Source organism: Streptomyces sp. cg40, from assembly GCF_050320165.1.
Classification (GTDB): domain Bacteria; phylum Actinomycetota; class Actinomycetes; order Streptomycetales; family Streptomycetaceae; genus Streptomyces; species Streptomyces hokutonensis.
This window is the reverse complement of the sequence record NZ_CP190128.1, coordinates 6,258,062-6,279,454: the sequence shown is the minus strand read 5'-3', so window position 1 is coordinate 6,279,454 and position 21,393 is coordinate 6,258,062. Positions and strand designations below refer to the sequence as shown.

At 68.8% G+C, this 21,393-nt stretch carries 20 protein-coding genes; 4 read left to right on the top strand and 16 right to left on the bottom strand.

Annotated features, from left to right (window positions below; all coding sequences use genetic code 11):
• Positions 1–18: 18 nt before the first annotated feature.
• From nuoN to ACQHII_RS28130, 14 genes are read right to left on the bottom strand one after another with little or no spacing between them, the layout of a single operon-like run.
• Positions 19–1,674, bottom strand: a complete 1,656-nt coding sequence (gene nuoN, locus ACQHII_RS28195) for an NADH-quinone oxidoreductase subunit NuoN (protein WP_427921929.1) — start codon at positions 1,672–1,674, stop codon at positions 19–21.
• Positions 1,671–3,242 (bottom strand): NADH-quinone oxidoreductase subunit M, encoded by a 1,572-nt coding sequence (locus ACQHII_RS28190; RefSeq protein WP_427921928.1) that lies wholly within the window; start codon positions 3,240–3,242, stop codon positions 1,671–1,673. The genes nuoN and ACQHII_RS28190 overlap by 4 nt, the downstream gene beginning before the upstream one ends.
• A 5-nt stretch (positions 3,243–3,247) precedes the next feature.
• On the bottom strand, positions 3,248–5,143 hold the full coding sequence (nuoL, locus tag ACQHII_RS28185) for an NADH-quinone oxidoreductase subunit L (RefSeq protein WP_427921927.1): 1,896 nt from the start codon (positions 5,141–5,143) through the stop codon (positions 3,248–3,250).
• 14 nt (positions 5,144–5,157) lie between these two features.
• Entirely contained in the window at positions 5,158–5,457 is a 300-nt protein-coding gene (gene nuoK / locus ACQHII_RS28180) for an NADH-quinone oxidoreductase subunit NuoK (RefSeq protein ID WP_016437642.1), read from the bottom strand.
• Positions 5,454–6,302, bottom strand: coding sequence for an NADH-quinone oxidoreductase subunit J (locus ACQHII_RS28175; RefSeq protein WP_427921926.1), 849 nt, complete (start codon positions 6,300–6,302; stop codon positions 5,454–5,456). Before ACQHII_RS28175 ends, nuoK begins: the two co-directional genes overlap by 4 nt.
• The gene (gene nuoI / locus ACQHII_RS28170) at positions 6,299–6,901 is read right to left on the bottom strand and encodes an NADH-quinone oxidoreductase subunit NuoI (protein ID WP_427921925.1); all 603 of its coding nucleotides are present in this window, start codon (positions 6,899–6,901) and stop codon (positions 6,299–6,301) included. Before nuoI ends, ACQHII_RS28175 begins: the two co-directional genes overlap by 4 nt.
• A complete protein-coding gene (gene nuoH, locus ACQHII_RS28165) occupies positions 6,894–8,261 on the bottom strand; it encodes an NADH-quinone oxidoreductase subunit NuoH (RefSeq protein ID WP_427921924.1) in 1,368 nt (455 codons plus the stop codon). Before nuoH ends, nuoI begins: the two co-directional genes overlap by 8 nt.
• On the bottom strand, positions 8,258–10,762 hold the full coding sequence (locus ACQHII_RS28160) for an NADH-quinone oxidoreductase subunit G (RefSeq protein WP_427921923.1): 2,505 nt from the start codon (positions 10,760–10,762) through the stop codon (positions 8,258–8,260). Before ACQHII_RS28160 ends, nuoH begins: the two co-directional genes overlap by 4 nt.
• Positions 10,759–12,105, bottom strand: coding sequence for an NADH-quinone oxidoreductase subunit NuoF (gene nuoF, locus ACQHII_RS28155; protein WP_427921922.1), 1,347 nt, complete (start codon positions 12,103–12,105; stop codon positions 10,759–10,761). Before nuoF ends, ACQHII_RS28160 begins: the two co-directional genes overlap by 4 nt.
• Positions 12,105–12,962: an NADH-quinone oxidoreductase subunit NuoE gene (gene nuoE, locus ACQHII_RS28150; protein WP_427921921.1), complete on the bottom strand. Its 858-nt coding sequence runs from the start codon at positions 12,960–12,962 to the stop codon at positions 12,105–12,107. The genes nuoF and nuoE overlap by 1 nt, the downstream gene beginning before the upstream one ends.
• The gene (locus ACQHII_RS28145) at positions 12,959–14,305 is read right to left on the bottom strand and encodes an NADH-quinone oxidoreductase subunit D (RefSeq protein WP_427921920.1); all 1,347 of its coding nucleotides are present in this window, start codon (positions 14,303–14,305) and stop codon (positions 12,959–12,961) included. The genes nuoE and ACQHII_RS28145 overlap by 4 nt, the downstream gene beginning before the upstream one ends.
• The gene (locus ACQHII_RS28140; RefSeq protein WP_427921919.1) at positions 14,302–15,042 is read right to left on the bottom strand and encodes an NADH-quinone oxidoreductase subunit C; all 741 of its coding nucleotides are present in this window, start codon (positions 15,040–15,042) and stop codon (positions 14,302–14,304) included. Before ACQHII_RS28140 ends, ACQHII_RS28145 begins: the two co-directional genes overlap by 4 nt.
• A complete protein-coding gene (locus ACQHII_RS28135; protein ID WP_007383964.1) occupies positions 15,039–15,593 on the bottom strand; it encodes a NuoB/complex I 20 kDa subunit family protein in 555 nt (184 codons plus the stop codon). Before ACQHII_RS28135 ends, ACQHII_RS28140 begins: the two co-directional genes overlap by 4 nt.
• 14 nt (positions 15,594–15,607) lie before the next feature.
• Positions 15,608–15,967, bottom strand: a complete 360-nt coding sequence (locus tag ACQHII_RS28130) for an NADH-quinone oxidoreductase subunit A (RefSeq protein WP_007383963.1) — start codon at positions 15,965–15,967, stop codon at positions 15,608–15,610.
• 757 nt (positions 15,968–16,724) lie between these two features.
• Between ACQHII_RS28130 and ACQHII_RS28125 the strand changes: the two genes are divergently transcribed.
• Together ACQHII_RS28125 and def are read left to right on the top strand one after the other, a co-directional pair.
• Positions 16,725–17,528 (top strand): C40 family peptidase, encoded by an 804-nt coding sequence (locus ACQHII_RS28125; RefSeq protein WP_427921918.1) that lies wholly within the window; start codon positions 16,725–16,727, stop codon positions 17,526–17,528.
• Between the two features lie 171 nt (positions 17,529–17,699).
• Complete coding sequence (gene def, locus ACQHII_RS28120) at positions 17,700–18,326, top strand: peptide deformylase (RefSeq protein WP_427921917.1); 627 nt, start codon at positions 17,700–17,702, stop codon at positions 18,324–18,326.
• Positions 18,327–18,338: 12 nt separating this feature from the next.
• On the opposite strand, the gene ACQHII_RS28115 is transcribed toward def, so the two are convergent.
• On the bottom strand, positions 18,339–19,622 hold the full coding sequence (locus tag ACQHII_RS28115; protein ID WP_427921916.1) for a geranylgeranyl reductase family protein: 1,284 nt from the start codon (positions 19,620–19,622) through the stop codon (positions 18,339–18,341).
• Between the two features lie 97 nt (positions 19,623–19,719).
• Here ACQHII_RS28115 and ACQHII_RS28110 point away from each other — a divergent pair, with 97 nt between their 5' ends.
• Positions 19,720–20,226, top strand: a complete 507-nt coding sequence (locus ACQHII_RS28110) for a GNAT family N-acetyltransferase (RefSeq protein WP_427921915.1) — start codon at positions 19,720–19,722, stop codon at positions 20,224–20,226.
• 120 nt (positions 20,227–20,346) lie between these two features.
• On the top strand, positions 20,347–20,661 hold the full coding sequence (locus ACQHII_RS28105; protein WP_427921914.1) for a PASTA domain-containing protein: 315 nt from the start codon (positions 20,347–20,349) through the stop codon (positions 20,659–20,661).
• A gap of 16 nt (positions 20,662–20,677) precedes the next feature.
• On the opposite strand, the gene ACQHII_RS28100 is transcribed toward ACQHII_RS28105, so the two are convergent.
• Positions 20,678–21,382: a demethylmenaquinone methyltransferase gene (locus ACQHII_RS28100; RefSeq protein WP_427921913.1), complete on the bottom strand. Its 705-nt coding sequence runs from the start codon at positions 21,380–21,382 to the stop codon at positions 20,678–20,680.
• Between the last annotated feature and the right edge of the window lie 11 nt (positions 21,383–21,393).

The window sequence follows — 21,393 nt, the reverse complement described above, 5'->3', positions numbered from 1 at the left end:
TTCGGCCCGTACTCGGCCTCAGCGGACGAAGACGCCCGCCTGGTTCGCCAGGTCCAGGAAGTACTGCGGAGCCACACCGAGGACGAGCGTGACCGCCACGCCGATCCCGATCGTCGCCATGGTCAGCGGGGACGGGACCGCGACGGTGGGACCGTCGGGCCTCGGCTCGCTGAAGAACATGAGCACGATCACGCGGATGTAGAAGAACGCCGCGATGGCGGAGGAGAGCACACCGACCACGACCAGCGGGGCCGCGCCACCGGCCGCCGCCGCCTTGAACACGGCGAACTTCCCGGCGAAGCCGGCCGTCAGCGGAATGCCCGCGAAGGACAGCAGGAACACCGCGAAGACGGCCGCGACCAGGGGCGACCTGCGCCCGAGCCCCGCCCACTTCGACAGGTGCGTCGCCTCGCCGCCCGCGTCCCGTACGAGGGTGACGACCGCGAAGGCGCCGATCGTCACGAACGAGTACGCGCCCAGGTAGAAGAGCACGGACGAGACGCCGTCCCGGGTGGTCGCGATGACACCGGCGAGGATGAAGCCCGCGTGCGCGATCGACGAGTACGCCAGGAGCCGCTTGATGTCGGTCTGGGTGATCGCGACGATGGCGCCGCCCAGCATCGTGATGATCGCGACGCCCCACATGACGGGCCGCCAGTCCCAGCGCAGGCCCGGCAGCACCACGTAGAGGAGCCGGAGCAGCGCTCCGAAGGCGGCCACCTTGGTCGCGGCGGCCATGAAGCCGGTGACCGGGGTCGGCGCGCCCTGGTAGACGTCGGGCGTCCACATGTGGAACGGGACCGCGCCCACCTTGAACAGCAGCCCCATGACGATCATGGCGCCGCCGATGAGCAGCAGCGCGTCGTTGCCCATGGTGTCGGCGAGGGCCGGGTTGATGTTGGTGATGGAGCCGTCGACGACCTGCGCGATCGTGGCGTACGACATCGAGCCCGCGTAGCCGTAGAGCAGCGCGATGCCGAAGAGGGTGAACGCGGAGGCGAAGGCGCCGAGGAGGAAGTACTTGACCGCCGCCTCCTGCGACAGGAGCCGCTTGCGGCGGGCCAGGGCGCACAGGAGGTAGAGCGGGAGGGAGAAGACCTCCAGGGCCACGAACAGGGTCAACAGGTCGTTGGCGGACGGGAAGACGAGCATTCCGGAGACCGCGAAGAGCAGGAGCGGGAACACCTCCGTGGTGGTGAACCCGGCCTTGACGGCGGCCTTCTCGCTGTCGCTGCCGGGCACGGACGCGCCCTGGGCGGCGAAGGAGTCGACCCGGTTGCCGTGTGCCTCGGGGTCGAGGCGCCGCTCGGCGAAGGTGAACAGGCCGACCAGTCCGGAGAGCAGGATCACGCCCTGGAGGAACAGGGAGGGTCCGTCGACCGCGATCGCGCCCATCGCCGCGATGTGCGCCTTGGTGGTGCCGTACCCGTCCGCCGCGAGTGCCACGACCGCCGCGAAGGCGGCGCAGAGCGCCACGACGGACACGAACACCTGCGCGTAGTAACGGGACTTGCGCGGGACGAACGCCTCGACCAGTACCCCGATGAGCGCCGCGCCGAGGATGATCAAGGTGGGCGACAATTGCCCGTACTCGATCTTCGGTGCGGGGATCTTCGAGATCGGGTCCGCGCCTGCCGCCGTTGTCCACAGGCTGTGGACGGCTGTTGCGCTCACTTGGCCGCCTCCACCGAGGGCTTGGGATCCTTCTTGTGTACGTCGGACAGGGTCTGCTTGACCGACGGGTTCACGATGTCCGTGACCGGCTTGGGGTAGACGCCCAGGAAGATCAGCAGCACGATCAGCGGGGCGACGACCAGGAGTTCACGCGGTCGCAGGTCCGGCATCGTCGCGACCTCGGGCTTCACCGGGCCGGTCATCGTCCGCTGGTAGAGGACGAGGGTGTACAGCGCGGCCAGGACGATGCCGAAGGTCGCGATGATCCCGATCGCCGGGTAGCGCGAGAACGTGCCGACCAGGACCAGGAACTCGCTCACGAAGGGCGCGAGTCCCGGCAGCGACAGGGTGGCCAGACCGCCGATCAGGAAGGTGCCGGCGAGCACCGGGGCCACTTTCTGCACCCCTCCGTAGTCGGCGATCAGGCGCGAGCCGCGCCGCGAGATCAGGAAGCCGGCGACCAGCATCAACGCGGCCGTGGAAATGCCGTGGTTGACCATGTAGAGCGTCGCGCCGGACTGGCCCTGGCTGGTCATCGCGAAGATGCCCAGGATGATGAACCCGAAGTGCGAGATCGACGCGTACGCCACCAGCCGCTTGATGTCCCGCTGGCCGACCGCGAGCAGCGCCCCGTAGATGATGCTGATCAGGGCGAGGACCAGGATGACGGGTGTCGCCCACTTGCTGGCCTCCGGGAAGAGCTGGAGGCAGAAGCGGAGCATCGCGAAGGTGCCCACCTTGTCGACAACTGCCGTGATCAGTACGGCGACCGGGGCGGTGGACTCCTGCATGGCGTTGGGCAGCCAGGTGTGCAGCGGCCACAGCGGCGCCTTCACCGCGAAGGCGAAGAAGAAGCCGAGGAACAGCCAGCGTTCGGTGTTGGTCGCCATGTGCAGCGTGCCGTTGGCCCGCGCCTGCGCGATCTCCGCGAGCGAGAAGTTCCCGGCCACCACGTAGAGGCCGATCACGGCCGCCAGCATGATGAGTCCGCCGACCAGGTTGTAGAGCAGGAACTTGACGGCAGCGTACGACCGTTGGGTGGCCGCCGCCTCGTCGCCGTGCTCGTGGGCCCGGTCCCCGAAGCCGCCGATGAGGAAGTACATCGGGATCAGCATGGCTTCGAAGAAGATGTAGAAGAGGAAGACGTCGGTGGCCTCGAAGGAGATGATCACCATCGCCTCCACCGCAAGGATGAGGGCGAAGAAGCCCTGGGTGGGCCGCCAGCGCTTGCTGCCGGTCTCCAGGGGGTCGGCGTCGTGCCAGCCGGCCAGGATCACGAACGGGATCAGCAGGGCGGTGAGCGCGATGAGCGCGACCGCGATGCCGTCCACACCCAGCTCGTAGCGGACGCCGAAGTCGGCGATCCAGGCGTGGGACTCGGTGAGTTGGTAGCGGTCGCCGCCCGGGTCGAAGCGCACCAGGACGACGATGCCCAGCGCGAGCGTGACCAGCGAGACGAACAGCGCCAGCCATTTCGCGGCGGTGCGCCGGGCGGCCGGGACGGCGGCCGTGGCCACCGCCCCGAGGGCCGGGAGCGCCGCCGTCGCTGTCAGGAGGGGAAAGGACATCGGTATCAGACCGCCCTCATCAGCAGGGTCGCGGCGACGAGGATGGCCGCACCGCCGAACATCGAGACCGCGTACGACCGCGCGTAGCCGTTCTGCAGCTTGCGCAGCCTTCCGGAGAGGCCGCCCATGGAGGCCGCCGTGCCGTTGACGACGCCGTCGACCAGGGTGTGGTCGACGTAGACCAGGGAGCGGGTGAGGTGCTCGCCGCCGCGCACCAGGACGACGTGGTTGAAGTCGTCCTGGAGGAGGTCGCGGCGGGCGGCCCGGGTGAGCAGCGAACCGCGCGGGGCGACGGCCGGGACCGGACGGCGCCCGTACTGCGCCCACGCGATCCCCACGCCGATGACGAGCACGACCATGGTGGCCAGGGTGACCGTGAGGGCGCTGACCGGGGAGTTGCCCTCCTCGTGGCCGGTGATGGGCTCCAGCCAGTGCAGGAAGCGGTCGCCGATGCCGAAGATGCCGCCGGCGAAGACCGATCCGAAGGCCAGCACGATCATCGGGATCGTCATCGTCCTCGGGGACTCGTGCGGGTGCGGTTCGTTGCCGTTCTCGTCGGGCTGCCAGCGCTTCTCGCCGAAGAAGGTCATCAGCATCACGCGGGTCATGTAGAACGCCGTGATGGCCGCGCCCAGCAGGGCCGCGCCGCCGAGGATCCAGCCCTCGGTGCCGCCCTTGGCGAAGGCCGCCTCGATGATCTTGTCCTTGGAGAAGAAGCCGGACAGGCCCGGGAAGCCGATGATGGCGAGGTAGCCGAGGCCGAAGGTGATGAAGGTGACCGGCATGTACTTCCTCAGGCCGCCGTACTTCCTCATGTCGACCTCGTCGTTCATGCCGTGCATGACCGAACCGGCGCCGAGGAAGAGCCCGGCCTTGAAGAAGCCGTGCGTCACCAGGTGCATGATCGCGAAGACGTAGCCGATGGGGCCGAGGCCCGCGGCGAGCACCATGTAGCCGATCTGCGACATGGTCGAGCCGGCGAGGGCCTTCTTGATGTCGTCCTTCGCGCAACCGACGATCGCACCGAAGAGGAGCGTGACGGCTCCGACGACGGTGACGACGAGTTGCGCGTCGGGCGCCGCGTTGAAGATCGCTCCGGAGCGGACGATCAGGTACACGCCCGCGGTCACCATGGTCGCCGCGTGGATGAGGGCCGAGACCGGGGTCGGGCCCTCCATCGCGTCGCCGAGCCAGGACTGGAGCGGCACCTGGGCGGACTTGCCGCAGGCCGCGAGCAGCAGCATCAGGGCGATGCCCGTGAGCTTGCCCTCGGAGGCGTCTCCGACGTGGCTGAGGACCGGGCCGAAGGCGAAGGTCCCGAACGTCGTGAACATCAGCATGATGGCGATCGACAGGCCCATGTCACCGACCCGGTTGACCAGGAAGGCCTTCTTCGCGGCGGTGGCCGCGCTGGGCTTGTGCTGCCAGAAGCCGATCAGCAGATAGGAGGCGAGACCGACGCCTTCCCAACCGACGTACAGCAGCAGGTAGTTGTCGGCGAGGACGAGGATCAGCATCGCCGCGAGGAACAGGTTCAGATAGCCGAAGAAGCGGCGGCGGCGCTCGTCGTGCTCCATGTACCCGACCGAGTACAGGTGGATGAGCGAGCCGACACCGGTGATCAGCAGGACGAAGGTCATCGACAGCTGGTCGAGGCGGAAGGCGACGTCCGCCTGGAAGCCCTCGACGGGGACCCAGGTCCACAGGTGCTGCATGAGCGTCCGGTGCTCGGCGTTCTTCCCCAGCAGGTCGGTGAAGAGGACGACACCGATCACGAAGGAGGCGGACGACAGGAGCGTGCCGATCCAGTGGCCGACGGCATCGAGCCGCCGGCCGCCGCACAGCAGTACGACCGCTCCGAGCAGAGGCGCCGCTACCAGCAGCGCAATCAGGTTCTCCACGATTCAGCGACCCCTCAGAGCTTCATCAGGCTGGCGTCGTCGACCGAGGCCGAGTGGCGGGAACGGAACAGCGACACGATGATCGCGAGCCCGACCACGACCTCCGCGGCGGCGACGACCATCGTGAAGAAGGCGATGACCTGACCGTCGAGGTTGCCGTGCATCCGGGAGAAGGTGACGAACGCGAGGTTGCAGGCGTTGAGCATCAGCTCGATGCACATGAAGACGACGATCGCGTTCCGCCTGATCAGGACGCCGGTGGCGCCGATCGTGAACAACAGGGCGGAGAGATAGAGGTAGTTGACGGGGTTCACTTCGACGCCTCCTCGGTCCGCTTGAGGTTCGCCGGTTCGATCGCGGTCCGCTCCAGGCGCTCCTCGGCGCGCTGCTCCAGGGCCCGCAGATCGTTCAGCGCCTCGCTGGACACGTCACGGATCTGGCCGCGGTCACGGAGCGTCTTGCTGACCGTGAGCTCGGACGGGGTGCCGTCGGGCAGCAGGCCCTGGACGTCCACCGCGTTGTGCCGGGCGTAGACGCCGGGGGCCGGGAGCGGCGGGACGTGCTTGCCCTCGCGGACGCGCTGCTCGGACAGCTCGCGCTGGGTCTTGGGCCGCTCGGCGCGCTCGCGGTGGGTGAGCACCATGGCGCCGACGGCGGCCGTGATCAGCAGGGCGCCGGTGATTTCGAAGGCGAAGACGTACTTGGTGAAGATGAGGGCGGCCAGGCCCTGCACATTGCCGTTCGCGTTGGCCGTGCTCAGGCCGTCGAACTGGTTCAGCGAGGCGTTGCCGATGCCCGCGACCAGCAGGATGCCGAAGCCGAGCCCGCAGAGCAGGGCCAGCCAGCGCTGGCCCTTGATGGTCTCCGTCAGGGAGTCGGCGGCCGTGACGCCGACCAGCATCACCACGAAGAGGAACAGCATCATGATCGCGCCGGTGTAGACGACGATCTGGACGACGCCCAGGAAGTAGGCGCCGTTGGCGAGGTAGAACACCGCCAGGATGATCATGGTCCCGGCGAGGGAGAGGGCGCTGTGCACGGCCCTCTTCATGAGGATGGTGGACAGGGCGCCGATCACCGCGACCGTGCCGAGGACCCAGAACTGGAAGGCCTCGCCGGTGGAGGTGGAGTAGGCGGCGGCGGTGAGCTGCGCGCTCATGCGCCCACCCCCTCTTCCTTGGGCTTCTCGCCCTTGGAGACAGCTACTTGGGGCACCGTGCCGGGTGCGGCCTCCGTCACCAGGCCCCGGTAGTAGTCCTGTTCGGTCATCCCCGGGTAGATGGCGTGCGGGCTGTCGACCATGGTGTCGTCGAGGCCGGCCAGCAGCTGTTCCTTGGTGTAGATGAGGTTGGCGCGGCTGCTGTCGGCCAGCTCGAACTCGTTGGTCATCGTCAACGCGCGCGTGGGGCACGCCTCGATGCACAGGCCGCACAGGATGCAGCGGGCGTAGTTGATCTGGTAGACGCGGCCGTACCGCTCACCCGGCGAGTAGCGCTCCTCGTCGGTGTTGTCGGCGCCCTCCACATAGATGGCGTCGGCGGGGCAGGCCCAGGCGCACAGCTCGCAGCCGACGCACTTCTCCAGGCCGTCCGGATGGCGGTTGAGCTGGTGCCGTCCGTGGAACCGGGGGGCTGTGGTCTTCTGCTGCTCCGGGTACTGCTCGGTCAGCCGCTTCTTGAACATGGCCTTGAAGGTCACGCCGAAGCCGGCCACGGGGTTCTGGAAACCGGGTGTGGTCTCCTTGGGCTCCTCAGCCATCGGACGCCTCCTTTCCATCCAGAGATCCGTCACTGCCAGTATCCGAGCCACCACTGACAATCAGCTCCCGCTCGCGTCGCGAGGGGCGCCGGGGCACCGGCGGCAACTCCTGTCCCGGCAGCGGCGGTACGGGGAATCCGCCCGCCATCGCGTCGAACCCGGCGGGTTCCCCGGCCAGTTGCGCGTCCTCCTTGGCCTTCTGGCGGAACATGTCCGCGATGAAGGACAGCAACAGCAGGGCGAGCACGCCGCCGACGATGTAGAGGGTGATGTCGGCGAAGTCGTAGTTCTGGTTCCTGAGGGTCCGTACGGTCGCGACGAGCATCAGCCAGACCACGGAGACCGGGATGAGGACCTTCCAGCCGAGCTTCATCAACTGGTCGTAGCGCACGCGCGGGAGGGTGCCGCGGAGCCAGATGAAGAAGAACAGCAGCAGCTGGACCTTGATGACGAACCAGAGCATCGGCCACCAGCCGTGGTTCGCGCCCTCCCAGAAGGAGCTGATCGGCCACGGGGCCCGCCAGCCGCCCAGGAAGAGCGTGGTCGACACCGCGGAGACCGTCACCATGTTCACGTACTCGGCGAGCATGAAGAGCGCGAACTTGATGGACGAGTACTCGGTGTTGAAGCCGCCGACCAGGTCGCCCTCGGACTCCGGCATGTCGAAGGGGGCGCGGTTGGTCTCGCCGACCATCGTGACGACGTAGATGATGAAGGAGACCGGCAGCAGGACGATGTACCAGCGGTCGTGCTGTTGTTCAACGATCGCCGACGTCGACATCGACCCGGAGTAGAGGAACACCGAGGCGAACGCGGCGCCCATGGCGATCTCGTAGGAGATCATCTGCGCGCAGGAGCGCAGGCCGCCCAGGAGCGGATAGGTGGAGCCGGAGCTCCAGCCCGCCAGGACGATGCCGTAGATGCCGACCGAGGCGACCGCGAGGATGTAGAGCATCGCGATCGGGAGGTCGGTGAGCTGCATCGTGGTGCGGTGGCCGAAGATCGACACCTCGTTGTCGGCCGGCCCGAAGGGGATGACCGCGATCGCCATGAAGGCCGGGATGGCCGCGACGACCGGCGCCAGGATGTAGACCACCTTGTCGGCGCGCTTGACGATGAGGTCTTCCTTGAGCATCAGCTTCACGCCGTCGGCGAGCGACTGGAGCATGCCCCAGGGGCCGTGCCGGTTGGGGCCGATGCGCAGCTGCATCCAGGCGACGACCTTGCGTTCCCAGACGATCGAGAACAGCACGGTGATCATCAGGAAGGCGAAGCAGAACACCGCCTTGACGACGACCAGCCACCAGGGGTCGCGGCCGAACATCGAGAGGTCTTCCGCGGCGAGGTACAGATTGCTCATGCCTCCACCTCCTTGGGGGCCTCGCCCGCGAGCGTGGCCGGGCCGATGCGGACGAGTGCGCCGGGCAGCGCCCCGGTGTCGGAGGCGACGCCCCCGCCGGTGGAGTTCAGCGGGAGCCAGACCACGCGGTCGGGCATCTCCGTGATCTGCAGCGGGAGTTCGACGGTTCCGGAGGCGCCGGTCACGGCGAGGGTGTCGCCGTCCTTGACGCCCGCCTCGGCGGCGGTGGCGGCCGACACGCGCGCGTGGGCGGCGTGCCGGGTGCCGGCGAGCGCTTCGTCGCCCTCCTGGAGGGCGCCTTGGTCGAGCAGCAGCCGGTGCCCGGCGAGCACGGCCTCCCCGGCGGCGGGCCGGGGCAGTACGCCCGCGGTCTCCAGCGGTTCGGTGGCCCGCAGGCCGTCCCAGGCACCGAGCCGGTCCAACTCCGCGCGCGTGGTGCGCAGATCGGGCAGTCCCAGGTGGACGTCCATGGCGTCGGCCAGCATGTGCAGGACGCGCGCGTCGGTGGGCGCGAGGGTGCGGGTCATCTGGTCGGGCTTGAGGGCCGCGTCGAAGAAGCGGACCCTGCCCTCCCAGTTGAGGAAGGCACCCGCCTTCTCGGCGACCGCCGCGACCGGAAGGACCACATCCGCGTGTTCGGTGATCTCGCTGGGCCGCAGTTCGAGCGAGACCACGAAGCCGACCTCGTCGAGTGCCGCACGCGTGCGTGCCGGATCGGGCAGGTCGCCCGGCTCCACACCGGCGACGAGCAGCGCCCGCAGTTCACCGCCGGCGGCGGCCTCGACGATCTGGCCGGCGTCGCGGCCGTAGCGGTGCGGAAGTTCGGCGACACCCCAGGCGGCGGCGACCTCCTCACGCGCGCGTGGATCGGTCGCCGGACGCCCGCCCGGCAGCAGCGACGGCAACGCCCCCGCCTCGATCGCGCCGCGCTCCCCGGCCCGGCGCGGAATCCACACCAGCCGCGCACCGGTCGCGGACGCGGCCCGTACGGCGGCGGTGAGGCCCCCGGCGACGGCGGCCAGCCGCTCTCCTACGACGATCACCGCGCCCTCGGTGCGCAGCGCCTCGGAGGCACGTGCTCCGTCATCCTCCAGACCGACCCCGCTCGCCAGCGCGTCCAGCCACTCGGTCTCGGTGCCGGGAGCGGCCGGCAGCAGCGTGCCGCCCGCCTTCTCCAGCCCGCGCGTGGCGAACGTGGCCAGCGAGAACACCCGCTGCCCGTGCGTGCGCGAGGCCTTGCGCAGCCGCAGGAAGACGCCGGGCGCCTCCTCCTCGGACTCGAACCCGACCAGCAGGACGGCGGGCGCCTTCTCCAGGGAGGTGTACGTGACGCCGTTGCCGTCGAGGTCCCGGCCGCGTCCGGCGACCCGGGCGGCCAGGAAGTCGGCCTCCTCGCTGCTGTGCACGCGCGCGCGGAAGTCGATGTCGTTCGTGTCGAGCGCCACGCGCGCGAACTTGCTGTACGCGTAGGCGTCCTCGATGGTGAGCCGGCCACCGGTCAGGACACCGGTACGGCCCCGTGAGGCGAGCAGTCCCTGCGCGGCGATCTGGAGCGCCTCCGGCCAGGAGGCGGGGACGAGTTCGCCGTCGGGGTTGCGGATCAGCGGCGTCTCCAGCCGGTCGCGCTGCTGCGCGTACCGGAAGCCGAAGCGCCCCTTGTCGCAGATCCACTCCTCGTTGACCTCTGGGTCCACGGCCGCCAGGCGCCGCATGACCTTGCCGCGCCGGTGGTCGGTACGGGTCGCGCAGCCCCCGGAGCAGTGCTCGCACACGGAGGGCGTGGAGACCAGGTCGAAGGGGCGGGAGCGGAATCGGTACGCCGCCGAGGTCAGCGCGCCCACCGGGCAGATCTGGATGGTGTTCCCGGAGAAGTACGACTCGAAGGGGTCGCCCTCGCCGGTGCCGACCTGTTGCAGCGCGCCGCGCTCCAGGAGCTCGATCATCGGGTCGCCCGCGATCTGGTTGGAGAAGCGGGTGCAGCGGGCGCACAGCACGCACCGCTCACGGTCGAGCAGCACCTGGGTGGAGATCGGGACGGGCTTCTCGTAGGTCCGCTTCCGGCCCTCGAAGCGGGAGTCCGCCTGGCCGTGGGACATCGCCTGGTTCTGCAGGGGGCACTCGCCGCCCTTGTCGCAGACCGGGCAGTCCAGCGGGTGGTTGATGAGGAGCAGCTCCATCACGCCGTGCTGGGCCTTCTCGGCCACGGGCGAGCTGAGCTGGGTCTTGACGACCATGCCGTCCGTGCACGTGATCGTGCAGGACGCCATCGGCTTGCGCTGGCCCTCGACCTCGACGATGCACTGACGGCAGGCGCCGGCCGGGTCGAGGAGAGGGTGGTCGCAGAACCGGGGGATCTCGATGCCGAGTTGCTCGGCGGCGCGGATGACCAGGGTGCCCTTGGGCACGCTGATCTCGGCGCCGTCGATCGTCAGCGAGACGAGATCTTCCGGCGGGACCGCCGCCTCTCCCCCACCCGAGGGAGCGCTCGTGGTCACCGTCATGCGTTCACCTCCGTGCGGTCGGCCCAGGCCGTGGACTTGGCCGGGTCGAAGGGGCAGCCCCGGCCCGTGATGTGCTGCTCGTACTCCTCGCGGAAGTACTTGAGCGAGGAGAAGATCGGCGAGGCGGCGCCGTCGCCGAGGGCGCAGAAGGACTTGCCGTTGATGTTGTCGGCGATGTCGTTCAGCTTGTCGAGGTCGGACATCGCGCCCTTGCCGGCCTCGATGTCGCGCAGCAACTGCACGAGCCAGTACGTCCCTTCGCGGCACGGTGTGCACTTGCCGCAGGACTCGTGGGCGTAGAACTCGGTCCAGCGGGTGACGGCACGCACGACGCAGGTCGTCTCGTCGAAACACTGGAGTGCTTTTGTGCCGAGCATGGAACCCGCGGCACCCACTCCTTCGTAGTCAAGAGGGACGTCGAGGTGCTCGTCGGTGAACATCGGCGTGGAGGACCCGCCCGGCGTCCAGAACTTGAGGCGGTGCCCGGCGCGCATCCCGCCGCTCATGTCGAGCAGTTGGCGGAGTGTGATGCCGAGCGGCGCCTCGTACTGGCCGGGACTGGTGACATGGCCGCTGAGCGAGTAGAGCGTGAAGCCCGGAGACTTCTCGCTGCCCATCGACCTGAACCATTCCTTGCCTTTTTGCAGAATCGCGGGAACTGACGCGATCGACTCGACGTTATTCACAACAGTCGGGCACGCATAGAGGCCCGCGACGGCGGGGAAAGGGGGACGGAGCCGCGGTTGACCACGGCGGCCTTCGAGCGAGTCGAGCAGTGCGGTCTCCTCACCGCAGATGTACGCGCCCGCGCCCGCGTGCACGGTGAGCTGCAGGTCCAGGCCACTGCCCAGGATGTTCTCGCCGAGGTAGCCCGCCGCGTAGGCCTCGCGCACGGCCTCGTGCAACCGCCGCAATACGGGGACGACTTCACCACGCAGATAGATGAAGGCATGCGAAGACCTGATGGCGTAACACGCGATGACAATGCCCTCGATGAGGCTGTGCGGGTTCGCGAAGAGGAGCGGGATGTCCTTACAGGTTCCGGGCTCCGACTCGTCGGCGTTGACAACTAGATAGTGTGGTTTTCCATCCCCTTGGGGAATGAATTGCCATTTCATTCCGGTGGGGAAGCCGGCGCCACCGCGACCGCGCAGACCGGAGTCCTTCACATACGCGATGAGGTCGTCCGGCGACATCGCGAGCGCCTTGCGGAGCCCCTCGTATCCCTCGTGCCTCCGGTACGTGTCCAGAGTCCAGGACTCGCCCTCGTCCCAGAAGGCCGACAGCACGGGTGCGAGCAGCTTCTCGGGGCTGTGGTCTTTCAGTTCGGGTGCCAAGGTCATCACTCCCCCTCCTCGGCGACAGGCCCCGCCGGGTGGGCGGGGTCGGAGGCCGACGTGTCCTGCGGCGCATCGTGCGAACCGAGGTGCTCGGCCGGCGACGTCGGCGACTGGTCCTGCGGCGCTCCGGAGCCCCGCGGATGGACCACGCGCGCGGGTGCGGTCTCTCCCTTGGCCAGGCGGAGGCCCACCAGCGACGCGGGTCCCGCACCGCCGCTCGCCCCGACGGCCCCGGGCCGCTCGTCGGGGAAGCCGGCGAGGATCCGCGCGGTCTCCTTGAAGGTGCAGATCGGCGCCCCGCGCGTGGGCTCCACGGGTGCGCCCGTGCGCAGGTCGTCGACGAGGCGCCGGGCGCTGGCGGGGGTCTGGTTGTCGAAGAACTCCCAGTTGACCATCACCACCGGCGCGAAGTCGCAGGCCGCGTTGCACTCGATGTGCTCCAGGGTGACCTTGCCGTCGTCGGTGGTCTCACCGTTGCCGACGCCCAGGTGCTCCTGGAGGGACTCGAAGATGGCGTCGCCGCCCATCACCGCGCACAGCGTGTTGGTGCAGACCCCGACCTGGTAGTCGCCGCTCGGCCGGCGCCGGTACATCGTGTAGAAGGTCGCGACGGCGGCGACCTCGGCCGTGGTCAGCTCCAGCAGGTCCGCGCAGAACTGCTGCCCCGTGCGCGTGACATGGCCTTCCTCCGCCTGCACCAGGTGCAGCAACGGCAGGAGGGCCGAGCGGGAGTCCGGGTAGCGGGCGATGATCTCCCGCCCGTCGGCCTCCAGCCGGGCCCGGACGTCGTCCGGGTAAGCGGGCGCGGGCAGTTGGGGCATGCCCAGGCTGACGCCCTGCTCCGAAGAACTGGTGGTCACCGGTCGACGCCTCCCATCACGGGGTCGATGGACGCGACGGCGACGATGACGTCGGCGACCTGGCCGCCCTCGCACATCGCCGCCATGGCCTGAAGGTTGGTGAAGGACGGGTCCCTGAAGTGGACCCGGTAGGGGCGGGTGCCTCCGTCGGAAACGGCGTGCACCCCGAGTTCGCCCTTGGGCGACTCGACCGCCGCGTACGCCTGTCCCGGCGGTACGCGGAAGCCCTCGGTCACCAGCTTGAAGTGGTGGATCAGGGCCTCCATGGAGGTGCCCATGATCTTCTTGATGTGGTCGAGCGAGTTGCCCAACCCGTCCGGCCCGAGCGCGAGTTGGGCGGGCCAGGCGATCTTCTTGTCGGCGACCATGACCGGCCCGGGCTGCAACCGGTCAAGGCACTGCTCGACGATCCTCAGCGACTGGCGCATCTCCTCCAGGCGGATGAGGAAGCGGCCGTAGGAGTCGCAGGTGTCGGCGGTCGGGACGTCGAAGTCGTACGTCTCGTAGTCGCAGTACGGCTGCGCCTTGCGCAGGTCGTGCGGGAGGCCTGTCGAGCGCAGGATCGGGCCTGTGGCACCGAGGGCCATGCAGCCGGCCAGGTCGAGGTAACCGACGTCCTGCATACGGGCCTTGAAGATGGGGTTCCCGGTGGCGAGCTTGTCGTACTCCGGGAGGTTCTTCTTCATCTTCTTCACGAACTCGCGGATCTGGTCCACCGCGCCGGGCGGCAGGTCCTGGGCGAGTCCGCCGGGGCGGATGTACGCGTGGTTCATCCGCAGGCCCGTGATGAGCTCGTAGATGTCGAGAATCATTTCACGATCACGGAATCCGTAGATCATGATCGTGGTGGCGCCGAGTTCCATCCCGCCGGTGGCGATGCACACCAGGTGGGAGGACATCCGGTTCAGCTCCATCAGGAGCACCCGGATGATCTTCGCCCGCTCGGTGATCTGGTCCTCGACGCCCAGGAGTTTCTCGACCGCGAGACAGTAGGCGGTCTCGTTGAAGAAGGACGTCAGATAGTCCATGCGCGTCACGAACGTGGTGCCCTGCGTCCACGTTCGGTATTCGAGGTTCTTCTCGATACCGGTGTGCAGGTAGCCGATGCCGCAGCGGGCCTCGGTGACCGTCTCGCCGTCGATCTCCAGGATCAGGCGGAGCACACCGTGCGTGGAGGGGTGCTGGGGCCCCATGTTGACGACGATGCGCTCGTCGTCGGCGCGGGCCGCGGACTGGACGACCTCGTCCCAGTCGCCACCGGTGACCGTATATACGGTGCCCTCGGTGGTCTCGCGCGCCGAAGCGGCGGAAGCGGCCGAGGCGGATGCTGACTGCGTGCTCACGAGTACGACCTCCGCTGGTCCGGAGCCGGGATCTGGGCGCCCTTGTACTCGACGGCGATGCCGCCGAGGGGGTAGTCCTTGCGCTGCGGGTGGCCCGGCCAGTCGTCCGGCATCATGATCCGCGTCAGCGCCGGGTGGCCGTCGAAGACGATGCCGAAGAAGTCGTAGGTCTCGCGCTCGTGCCAGTCGTTGGTCGGATAGACCGGGACCAGGGACGGGATGTGCGGATCACTGTCCGGGGCGCTGACTTCGAGGCGGATCAGCCGGTTGTGGGTGATCGAGCGCAGGTGGTAGACGGCGTGCAGCTCGCGGCCCTTGTCGTGCGGGTAGTGCACCGCGCTGACACCGGCGCAGAGTTCGAAGCGCAGGGCCGGGTCGTCGCGCAGGGTGCGGGCTACGCGGAGCAGGTGCTCGCGCTCGATGTGGAAGGTGACCTCGCCGCGGTCGACGATCGTCTTCTCGATCGCGTTGTCGGGCAGCAGTCCCTGTTCCTCCAGGGCGCCCTCCAGCTCGTCGGCGACCTCGTCGAACCAGCCGCCGTAGGGCCGGCTGGATGCTCCCGGGAGGCGGACCGAGCGGACCAGGCCGCCGTAACCCGAGGTGTCGCCGCCGTTGTTGGCGCCGAACATGCCGCGCTGGACGCGGATCTCCTCGCCCTCGCCGCGCTGGCCGGGGAGGTTGGAGGCGCCCGGATCCTGGTCCGGGGCGGCTCCGTTGGTGCCGTTCGCGTCACTCACCGCAGCAGGCCCTTCATCTCGATGGTGGGCAGTGCCTTGAGCGCCGCCTCCTCCGCCTCGCGGGCCGCCTCCTCGGCGTTCACGCCGAGCTTGGAGGACTGGATCTTCTGGTGGAGCTTGAGGATCGCGTCCATCAGCATCTCGGGCCGTGGCGGGCAGCCCGGGAGATAGATGTCGACCGGGACGATGTGGTCGACGCCCTGCACGATCGCGTAGTTGTTGAACATGCCGCCCGACGAGGCGCAAACGCCCATGGAGATCACCCACTTGGGGTTCGGCATCTGGTCGTAGACCTGCCGCAGCACCGGCGCCATCTTCTGGCTGACCCGGCCCGCGACGATCATCAGGTCCGCCTGGCGGGGTGAGCCGCGGAAGACCTCCATGCCGAAGCGCGCCAGGTCGTACCGTCCGGCGCCGGTCGTCATCATCTCGATGGCGCAGCAGGCGAGTCCGAACGTGGCGGGGAAGACGGACGCCTTGCGCACCCAGCCCGCGGCCTGCTCGACGGTGGTGAGCAGGAAGCCGCTCGGCAGCTTTTCTTCGAGTCCCATGAGTTAAAGGCCCCTCAGTCCCATTCCAGGCCGCCGCGCCGCCATACGTACGCGTACGCGACGAAGACGGTGAGCACGAAGAGCAGCATCTCCACGAGCCCGAAAACACCCAGGGCGTCGAAGGTGACGGCCCAGGGGTAGAGGAAGACGATCTCGATGTCGAAGACGATGAAGAGCATCGCCGTCAGGTAGTACTTGATGGGGAAGCGCCCGCCGCCGGCCGGCGTGGGGGTCGGCTCGATGCCGCACTCGTACGCTTCGAGCTTGGCCCGGTTGTAACGCTTCGGACCGATCAGCGTGGCCATGACCACGGAGAAGATCGCAAAGCCTGCCCCGAGGGCTCCCAGTACGAGGATGGGCGCATACGCGTTCACCGCTCCTCGCTCCTCTCAGTCGGCACTGACTGCTGGCGATGGCGTCGGACTCACACCCACCTCACACACTCGGCAACTCCCGCCCGTCCCGGCGAAGATCGCGAACATGTGAAGCAGGTCACAAGCCCAACCGCTCCGCATCTTATGCCCGTCGCTCTGTGATCTGCGACACGGGGTATTGCACAAGCTTTGTGATCTCCACCACCCGGCGAAGGATCATCACGTCGAGTGAGCGGCGATCTTCACACGTGAAGCGCCTGAGCGATCACCGGACGTCACATTCGTGCTCGTCACCGCAGGCGGCGAGCGGCGTCTCAATATCAAGAGACTTCTCTTGCATGCAAATTGGAGTTGGACGCGACGGCTTGATAGTGGGAGCCCGTTCACACGTCGGAAGGAGTCGCGCGGCACGGTGTGGACGCGTGCACGCGTTCACGAAGTCGACCGTCCGACGACCCGCTCGCGGTACCCACGCGAGACGCGAGCATTCCGGTAACCGTTCCGTGACCTCCGCCACACCCATGAGAGGCGCATGAGAACCGGGGTTGGCCACCTGTCCCAACCAGTGGTAGGCGGCGGGCAATTCGGGCGTAACGACGAAAGGCCGTGATCACCGCCCTGATCACCCAGGTCCGCAATGTCCGTTACGGCGTCAATAAGGAACGACACACCCGAAGTTCGTGGGGGCCGTTGAACAATTGTGGCGCAGCACACGTTTCTTGAAGGTATGGAGGAGCCCCTGATACCGGTTGGTCTCATGTCCCACACCGCTCACATACGCAGCCACCGGAAACCCCGCCGCAGCGCGACGACGAACATCGCCGTGCGTGCCGGAGTTGCCGGTGGCGTTCTCAGCATGGCGGCGGCGGGCGCGGCCTCGGCCAACGCGGCCGAGACGACGCAGACCCTGCAACTGCCCACCCTGACGGCCGATCTGTCCACCCAGGTCGCACAGTCCGCCGAAGCCACCCAGCAGGCCGCGGCGAACTACCAGCTGCGCGCCGAGCGCGACGCGGCTGCCGCAAACGCCGCGAAGCAGGCGAAGGCGGACCTGGCGGACGCCAAGAAGAAGGCGGAGGCGAAGAAGAAGGCCCAGGAGGACGCCCGTAAGGCCGCTGCGGAGCGCGCCACGTCGCGCAGCACCGAGCGGACCACCCTGGCCGCCTCCACGGGCACCAGCACGTCCACGAGCTCTTCCACGGCCACGGGTTCGGCCGCGGCCGTCGTGGCGTTCGTGAAGGCGCAGATCGGCAAGTCCTACGTCCTGGGCGCCACCGGCCCCAGCGCCTACGACTGCTCCGGGCTCGTGCGTGCCGCCTTCAACCAGGTCGGCATCAGCCTGCCGCGTGTCTCCCAGGACCAGTCGACCGCCGGTACTCAGGTGTCCCTGAGCAACCTCCAGGTCGGCGACATCCTGTACTGGGGCAGCGCGGGCAGCGCGTACCACGTCGCCGTGTACGTGGGCGACGGCATGTTCGTCGGCGCGCAGAACCCCTCCACCGGCATCGTGGAGCGGCCGCTGTCCTACGACCCGCCGACGGGCGCGGTGCGGGTGCTCTGAGCCCGCGCACGACGCCGTGAGCATGGGACCGTTGCCTCGGGGGCAGCGGTCCCCTCGGCGTACCCGGCGTTCCCCCTACCGGAGTTCGCGGCTCTCCTGAAATCTCTTCTCCCAAGGTTCTCAAGTTCGGCTTACCAGAAGGCCGGACGCCAAACCCGAGGAGAGCAAGTCATGCCACGTGTCTTCGTCCAGGGAAGCCCCGTCGACTCCTACCCCCGCCCCGCGCCCGAGGCCGGGCGCGGCTCCGTGCGTCGCGTCACCGAGGTCGGCGAAGAGGTCCTGCACCGGCCCAGCCGGGACGTCACCGAGTTCGGGCCCGACCTCGCCGCGCTCATCGACGACATGTTCCTCACCATGTACGTCGCCGACGGAGCCGGCCTCGCGGCCAATCAAGTGGGCGTGGATCTGCGCCTGTTCGTGTACGACTGCCCCGACGACAATGGTGTCCGACATGTCGGACACCTCGTCAACCCGGTGCTCGATCCCCTCGACCCGGCCGGGCGCCGGCTGCTCGACGAGGGCGAGGGGTGCCTGTCGGTGCCGGGCGCGGTGATGGACGTACCGCGTCCGGACCGGGCCGTGGTGCGCGGGCTCGACAAGGACGGCAACGCGCTTGTGATCGAGGGCACAGGGTACTTCGCGCGCTGCCTCGCCCATGAGACCGACCACGTCAACGGTCAGGTCTATCTGGACCGGCTCTCCAAGCGGGACCGCAAGGAGGCGCTGCGGCAGGTGGCGGACCGGCGGGACGAGGTGTTCGCCCGCCGGGCCGCCAAGACGGCGGCACTCAGCGACTGATCACTCCCGCGCTCACGCCTTCGGCGCCACCTTGCTCAGCCCGTTGATGATGCGGTCCATCGCGTCGCCGCCCGTGGGGTCGGTGAGGTTGGCCAGCATCTTCAGGGTGAACTTCATCAGCAGGGGGTGCGTCAGGCCGCGCTGGGCCGCGATCTTCATGACCTTCGGGTTGCCGATGAGCTTCACGAAGGCGCGGCCCAGGGTGTAGTAGCCGCCGTAGGTGTCCTTGAGGACCTGCGGGTAGCGGCGCAGGGCCAGTTCGCGGCTCGCGGGGGTGGGGCGGGCGTGGGCCTGCACGATGACGTCGGCGGCGATCTGGCCGGACTCCATGGCGTAGGCGATGCCCTCGCCGTTGAAGGGGTTCACCAGGCCGCCGGCGTCGCCGACCAGCAACAGCCCCTTCGTGTAGTGGGGTTGGCGGTTGAAGGCCATCGGGAGGGCGGCGCCGCGGATCGGGCCGGTCATGTTTTCGGGGGTGTAGCCCCAGTCCTCGGGCATGGACGCGCACCAGGCCTTCAGCACCTCGCGCCAGTCCAGCTCCTTGAAGGAGTCGGAGGTGTTGAGGACGCCGAGGCCGACGTTCGAGGTGCCGTCGCCCATGCCGAAGATCCAACCGTAGCCGGGCAGGAGGCGGTCCTCGGCGCCGCGGCGGTCCCACAGTTCCAGCCAGGACTCCAGGTAGTCGTCCTTGTGGCGGGGGCTCTCGAAATAGGTCCGCACCGCCACGCCCATCGGGCGGTCCTCGCGGCGGTGCAGGCCCATCGCGAGGGAGAGGCGGGTGGAGTTGCCGTCGGCGGCGACCACCAGGGGCGCGTGGAAGGTGACTTCGCGCTTCTCCTCGCCGAGCTTGGCGTTGACGCCGGTGATGTGGCCGGTGCGCTCGTCGACGATCGGGGCGCCGACGTTGCAGCGCTCGTAGAGGCGGGCGCCCGCCTTCTGGGCGTTGCGGGCGAGCTGCTCGTCGAAGTCGTCGCGCTTGCGGACGAGGCCGTAGTCCGGGAAGGAGGCGAGTTCCGGCCAGTCCAGCTGGAGGCGGACACCGCCACCGATGATGCGCAGGCCCTTGTTGCGCAGCCAGCCGGCCTCCTCGGAGATGTCGATGCCCATGGCCACGAGCTGCTTGGTGGCGCGCGGGGTGAGGCCGTCGCCGCAGACCTTCTCGCGCGGGAACTCGGTCTTCTCCAGGAGGAGGACGTCGAGTCCGGACTTGGCGAGGTGGTAGGCGGTGGCGGAGCCGGCTGGCCCCGCGCCGACGACGATCACATCGGCGGTGTTTTCGGAGAGGGGCTCGGTCACGGCGGGATCTCCCCAAGTTCGGAATCTGCGTGCCGACCGGCACTGGACATGGGCAGTCTATTCAGCGCCACTGATCACCAGGCTGAAGGGCTGCCCCGTGAACCGAGCTCTCCCCGAAGTACGGCTGCGCGTCCCCACCGACGAGGACGCCGTCGCCTGGCACCGGGTCTTCGACCACCCGGACGTCATGGAGTTCCACGGCGGCAGGCCCGCGGAACTGTCCGTCTACGAGGAGCTCACCGCCCGCCAGCGCCGGCACGACGCGGAGCGCGGCTTCTGCCTGTGGACCATGCTCGACGACGAGGACCGCGTCATCGGCTTCACCGGCGCCCAGCCGTGGCCGCAGGACTGGGGGCCGAAGGGCGAGATCGAGATCGGCTGGCGGCTGGGGCGGGAGTTCTGGGGCCGGGGGTATGCCACCGCGGCGGCGGAGGCGACCCTGGAGCGGGTGCGGGCGGCCGGGGTGCCGAGCGTGGTGGCGATGGTCCTGGCCCGCAACACCCGGTCCATCGCGGTGACCAGGCGGCTGGGCATGCACCTCGCCGAAGTCTTCACCACGCCCACCCGCAAGGAGGAGGGACACTGCTACCGGCTCGTACTGTAACTGGGAGTAACCAACAGCTACAGAACGACACTTGACGCTTCCGGTCGGGACCGGACCGGGGTTACCCTTCCGGTACCGCTGGGGGTGACATCTGTGCGCTTAACGCCCAAAACACCTGAAGTGCGCGTGCCGCGGCTCGTCGGCCTGATGGCCGTGGACGCGCGCGAGACGGCCCAGGCCCGCGGCCTGTTCATCAACGCGCCGGACCGGCCCGACTTCCATCTCACCGTCGTCGACTACGTCGTACGGCAGTACCCGCAGCCCGATGCGGAGGTGCCGCGGGACTCCATGGTCTACGTGTGGTTCGACTTCGGTGAGGGGGACGGCGGGGGCGGTATGCGCGAGCCGCGGATCCCGAGGCCGCCGAGCGGCGGGATGCAGCGCGAGCTGGACGAGCCGCCGGGCGACGCGTTCTTCGCGACGGTGATCAGCTAGCGGAGCCGCCGGGCCCTCAGAGTTCCCCGGTTCCCTTGAAGCCGCGGTGCAGGGCCACGATCCCGCCGCTCAGGTTGCGATACGCGACCTTCGACCAGCCGGCCTTGCGCAGCCGCTCGGCCAGCGCGGGCTGGTCGGGCCAGGCGCGGATGGACTCGGCGAGATAGACGTACGCGTCCGGGTTCGAGGAGACCGCGCGGGCGACCGGCGGCAGCGCGCGCATCAAGTACTCGGTGTAGACCGTGCGGAAGGGCGCCCAGGTCGGGTGCGAGAACTCGCAGATCACCACCCGGCCGCCGGGCCTGGTCACCCGGTACAGCTCGCGCAGCGCGGTGTCGGTGTCCTGGACGTTGCGCAGCCCGAAGGAGATGGTGACGGCGTCGAACGTGTCGTCCTTGAACGGCAGCTTCGTGGCGTCGCCGGCCGTGAGCGGCAGCCAGGGGTGGCGCTTCTTGCCGACCTGGAGCATGCCGAGGGAGAAGTCGCAGGGGACGACATAGGCGCCGCTCTGCGCGAAGGGCAGCGAGGACGTGGCCGTACCGGCGGCCAGGTCCAGGATCTTCTGCGCGGGGCGGGCGTCGACCGCCTTGGTGACCTCCTTGCGCCATCGGCGGTCCTGGCCGAGCGACAGCACGTCGTTGGTGAGGTCGTACCGTTCCGCCACGTCGTCGAACATCGAGGCGACTTCGTGCGGCTGCTTGTCCAGGGATGCGCGGGTCACGGGCCCATTGT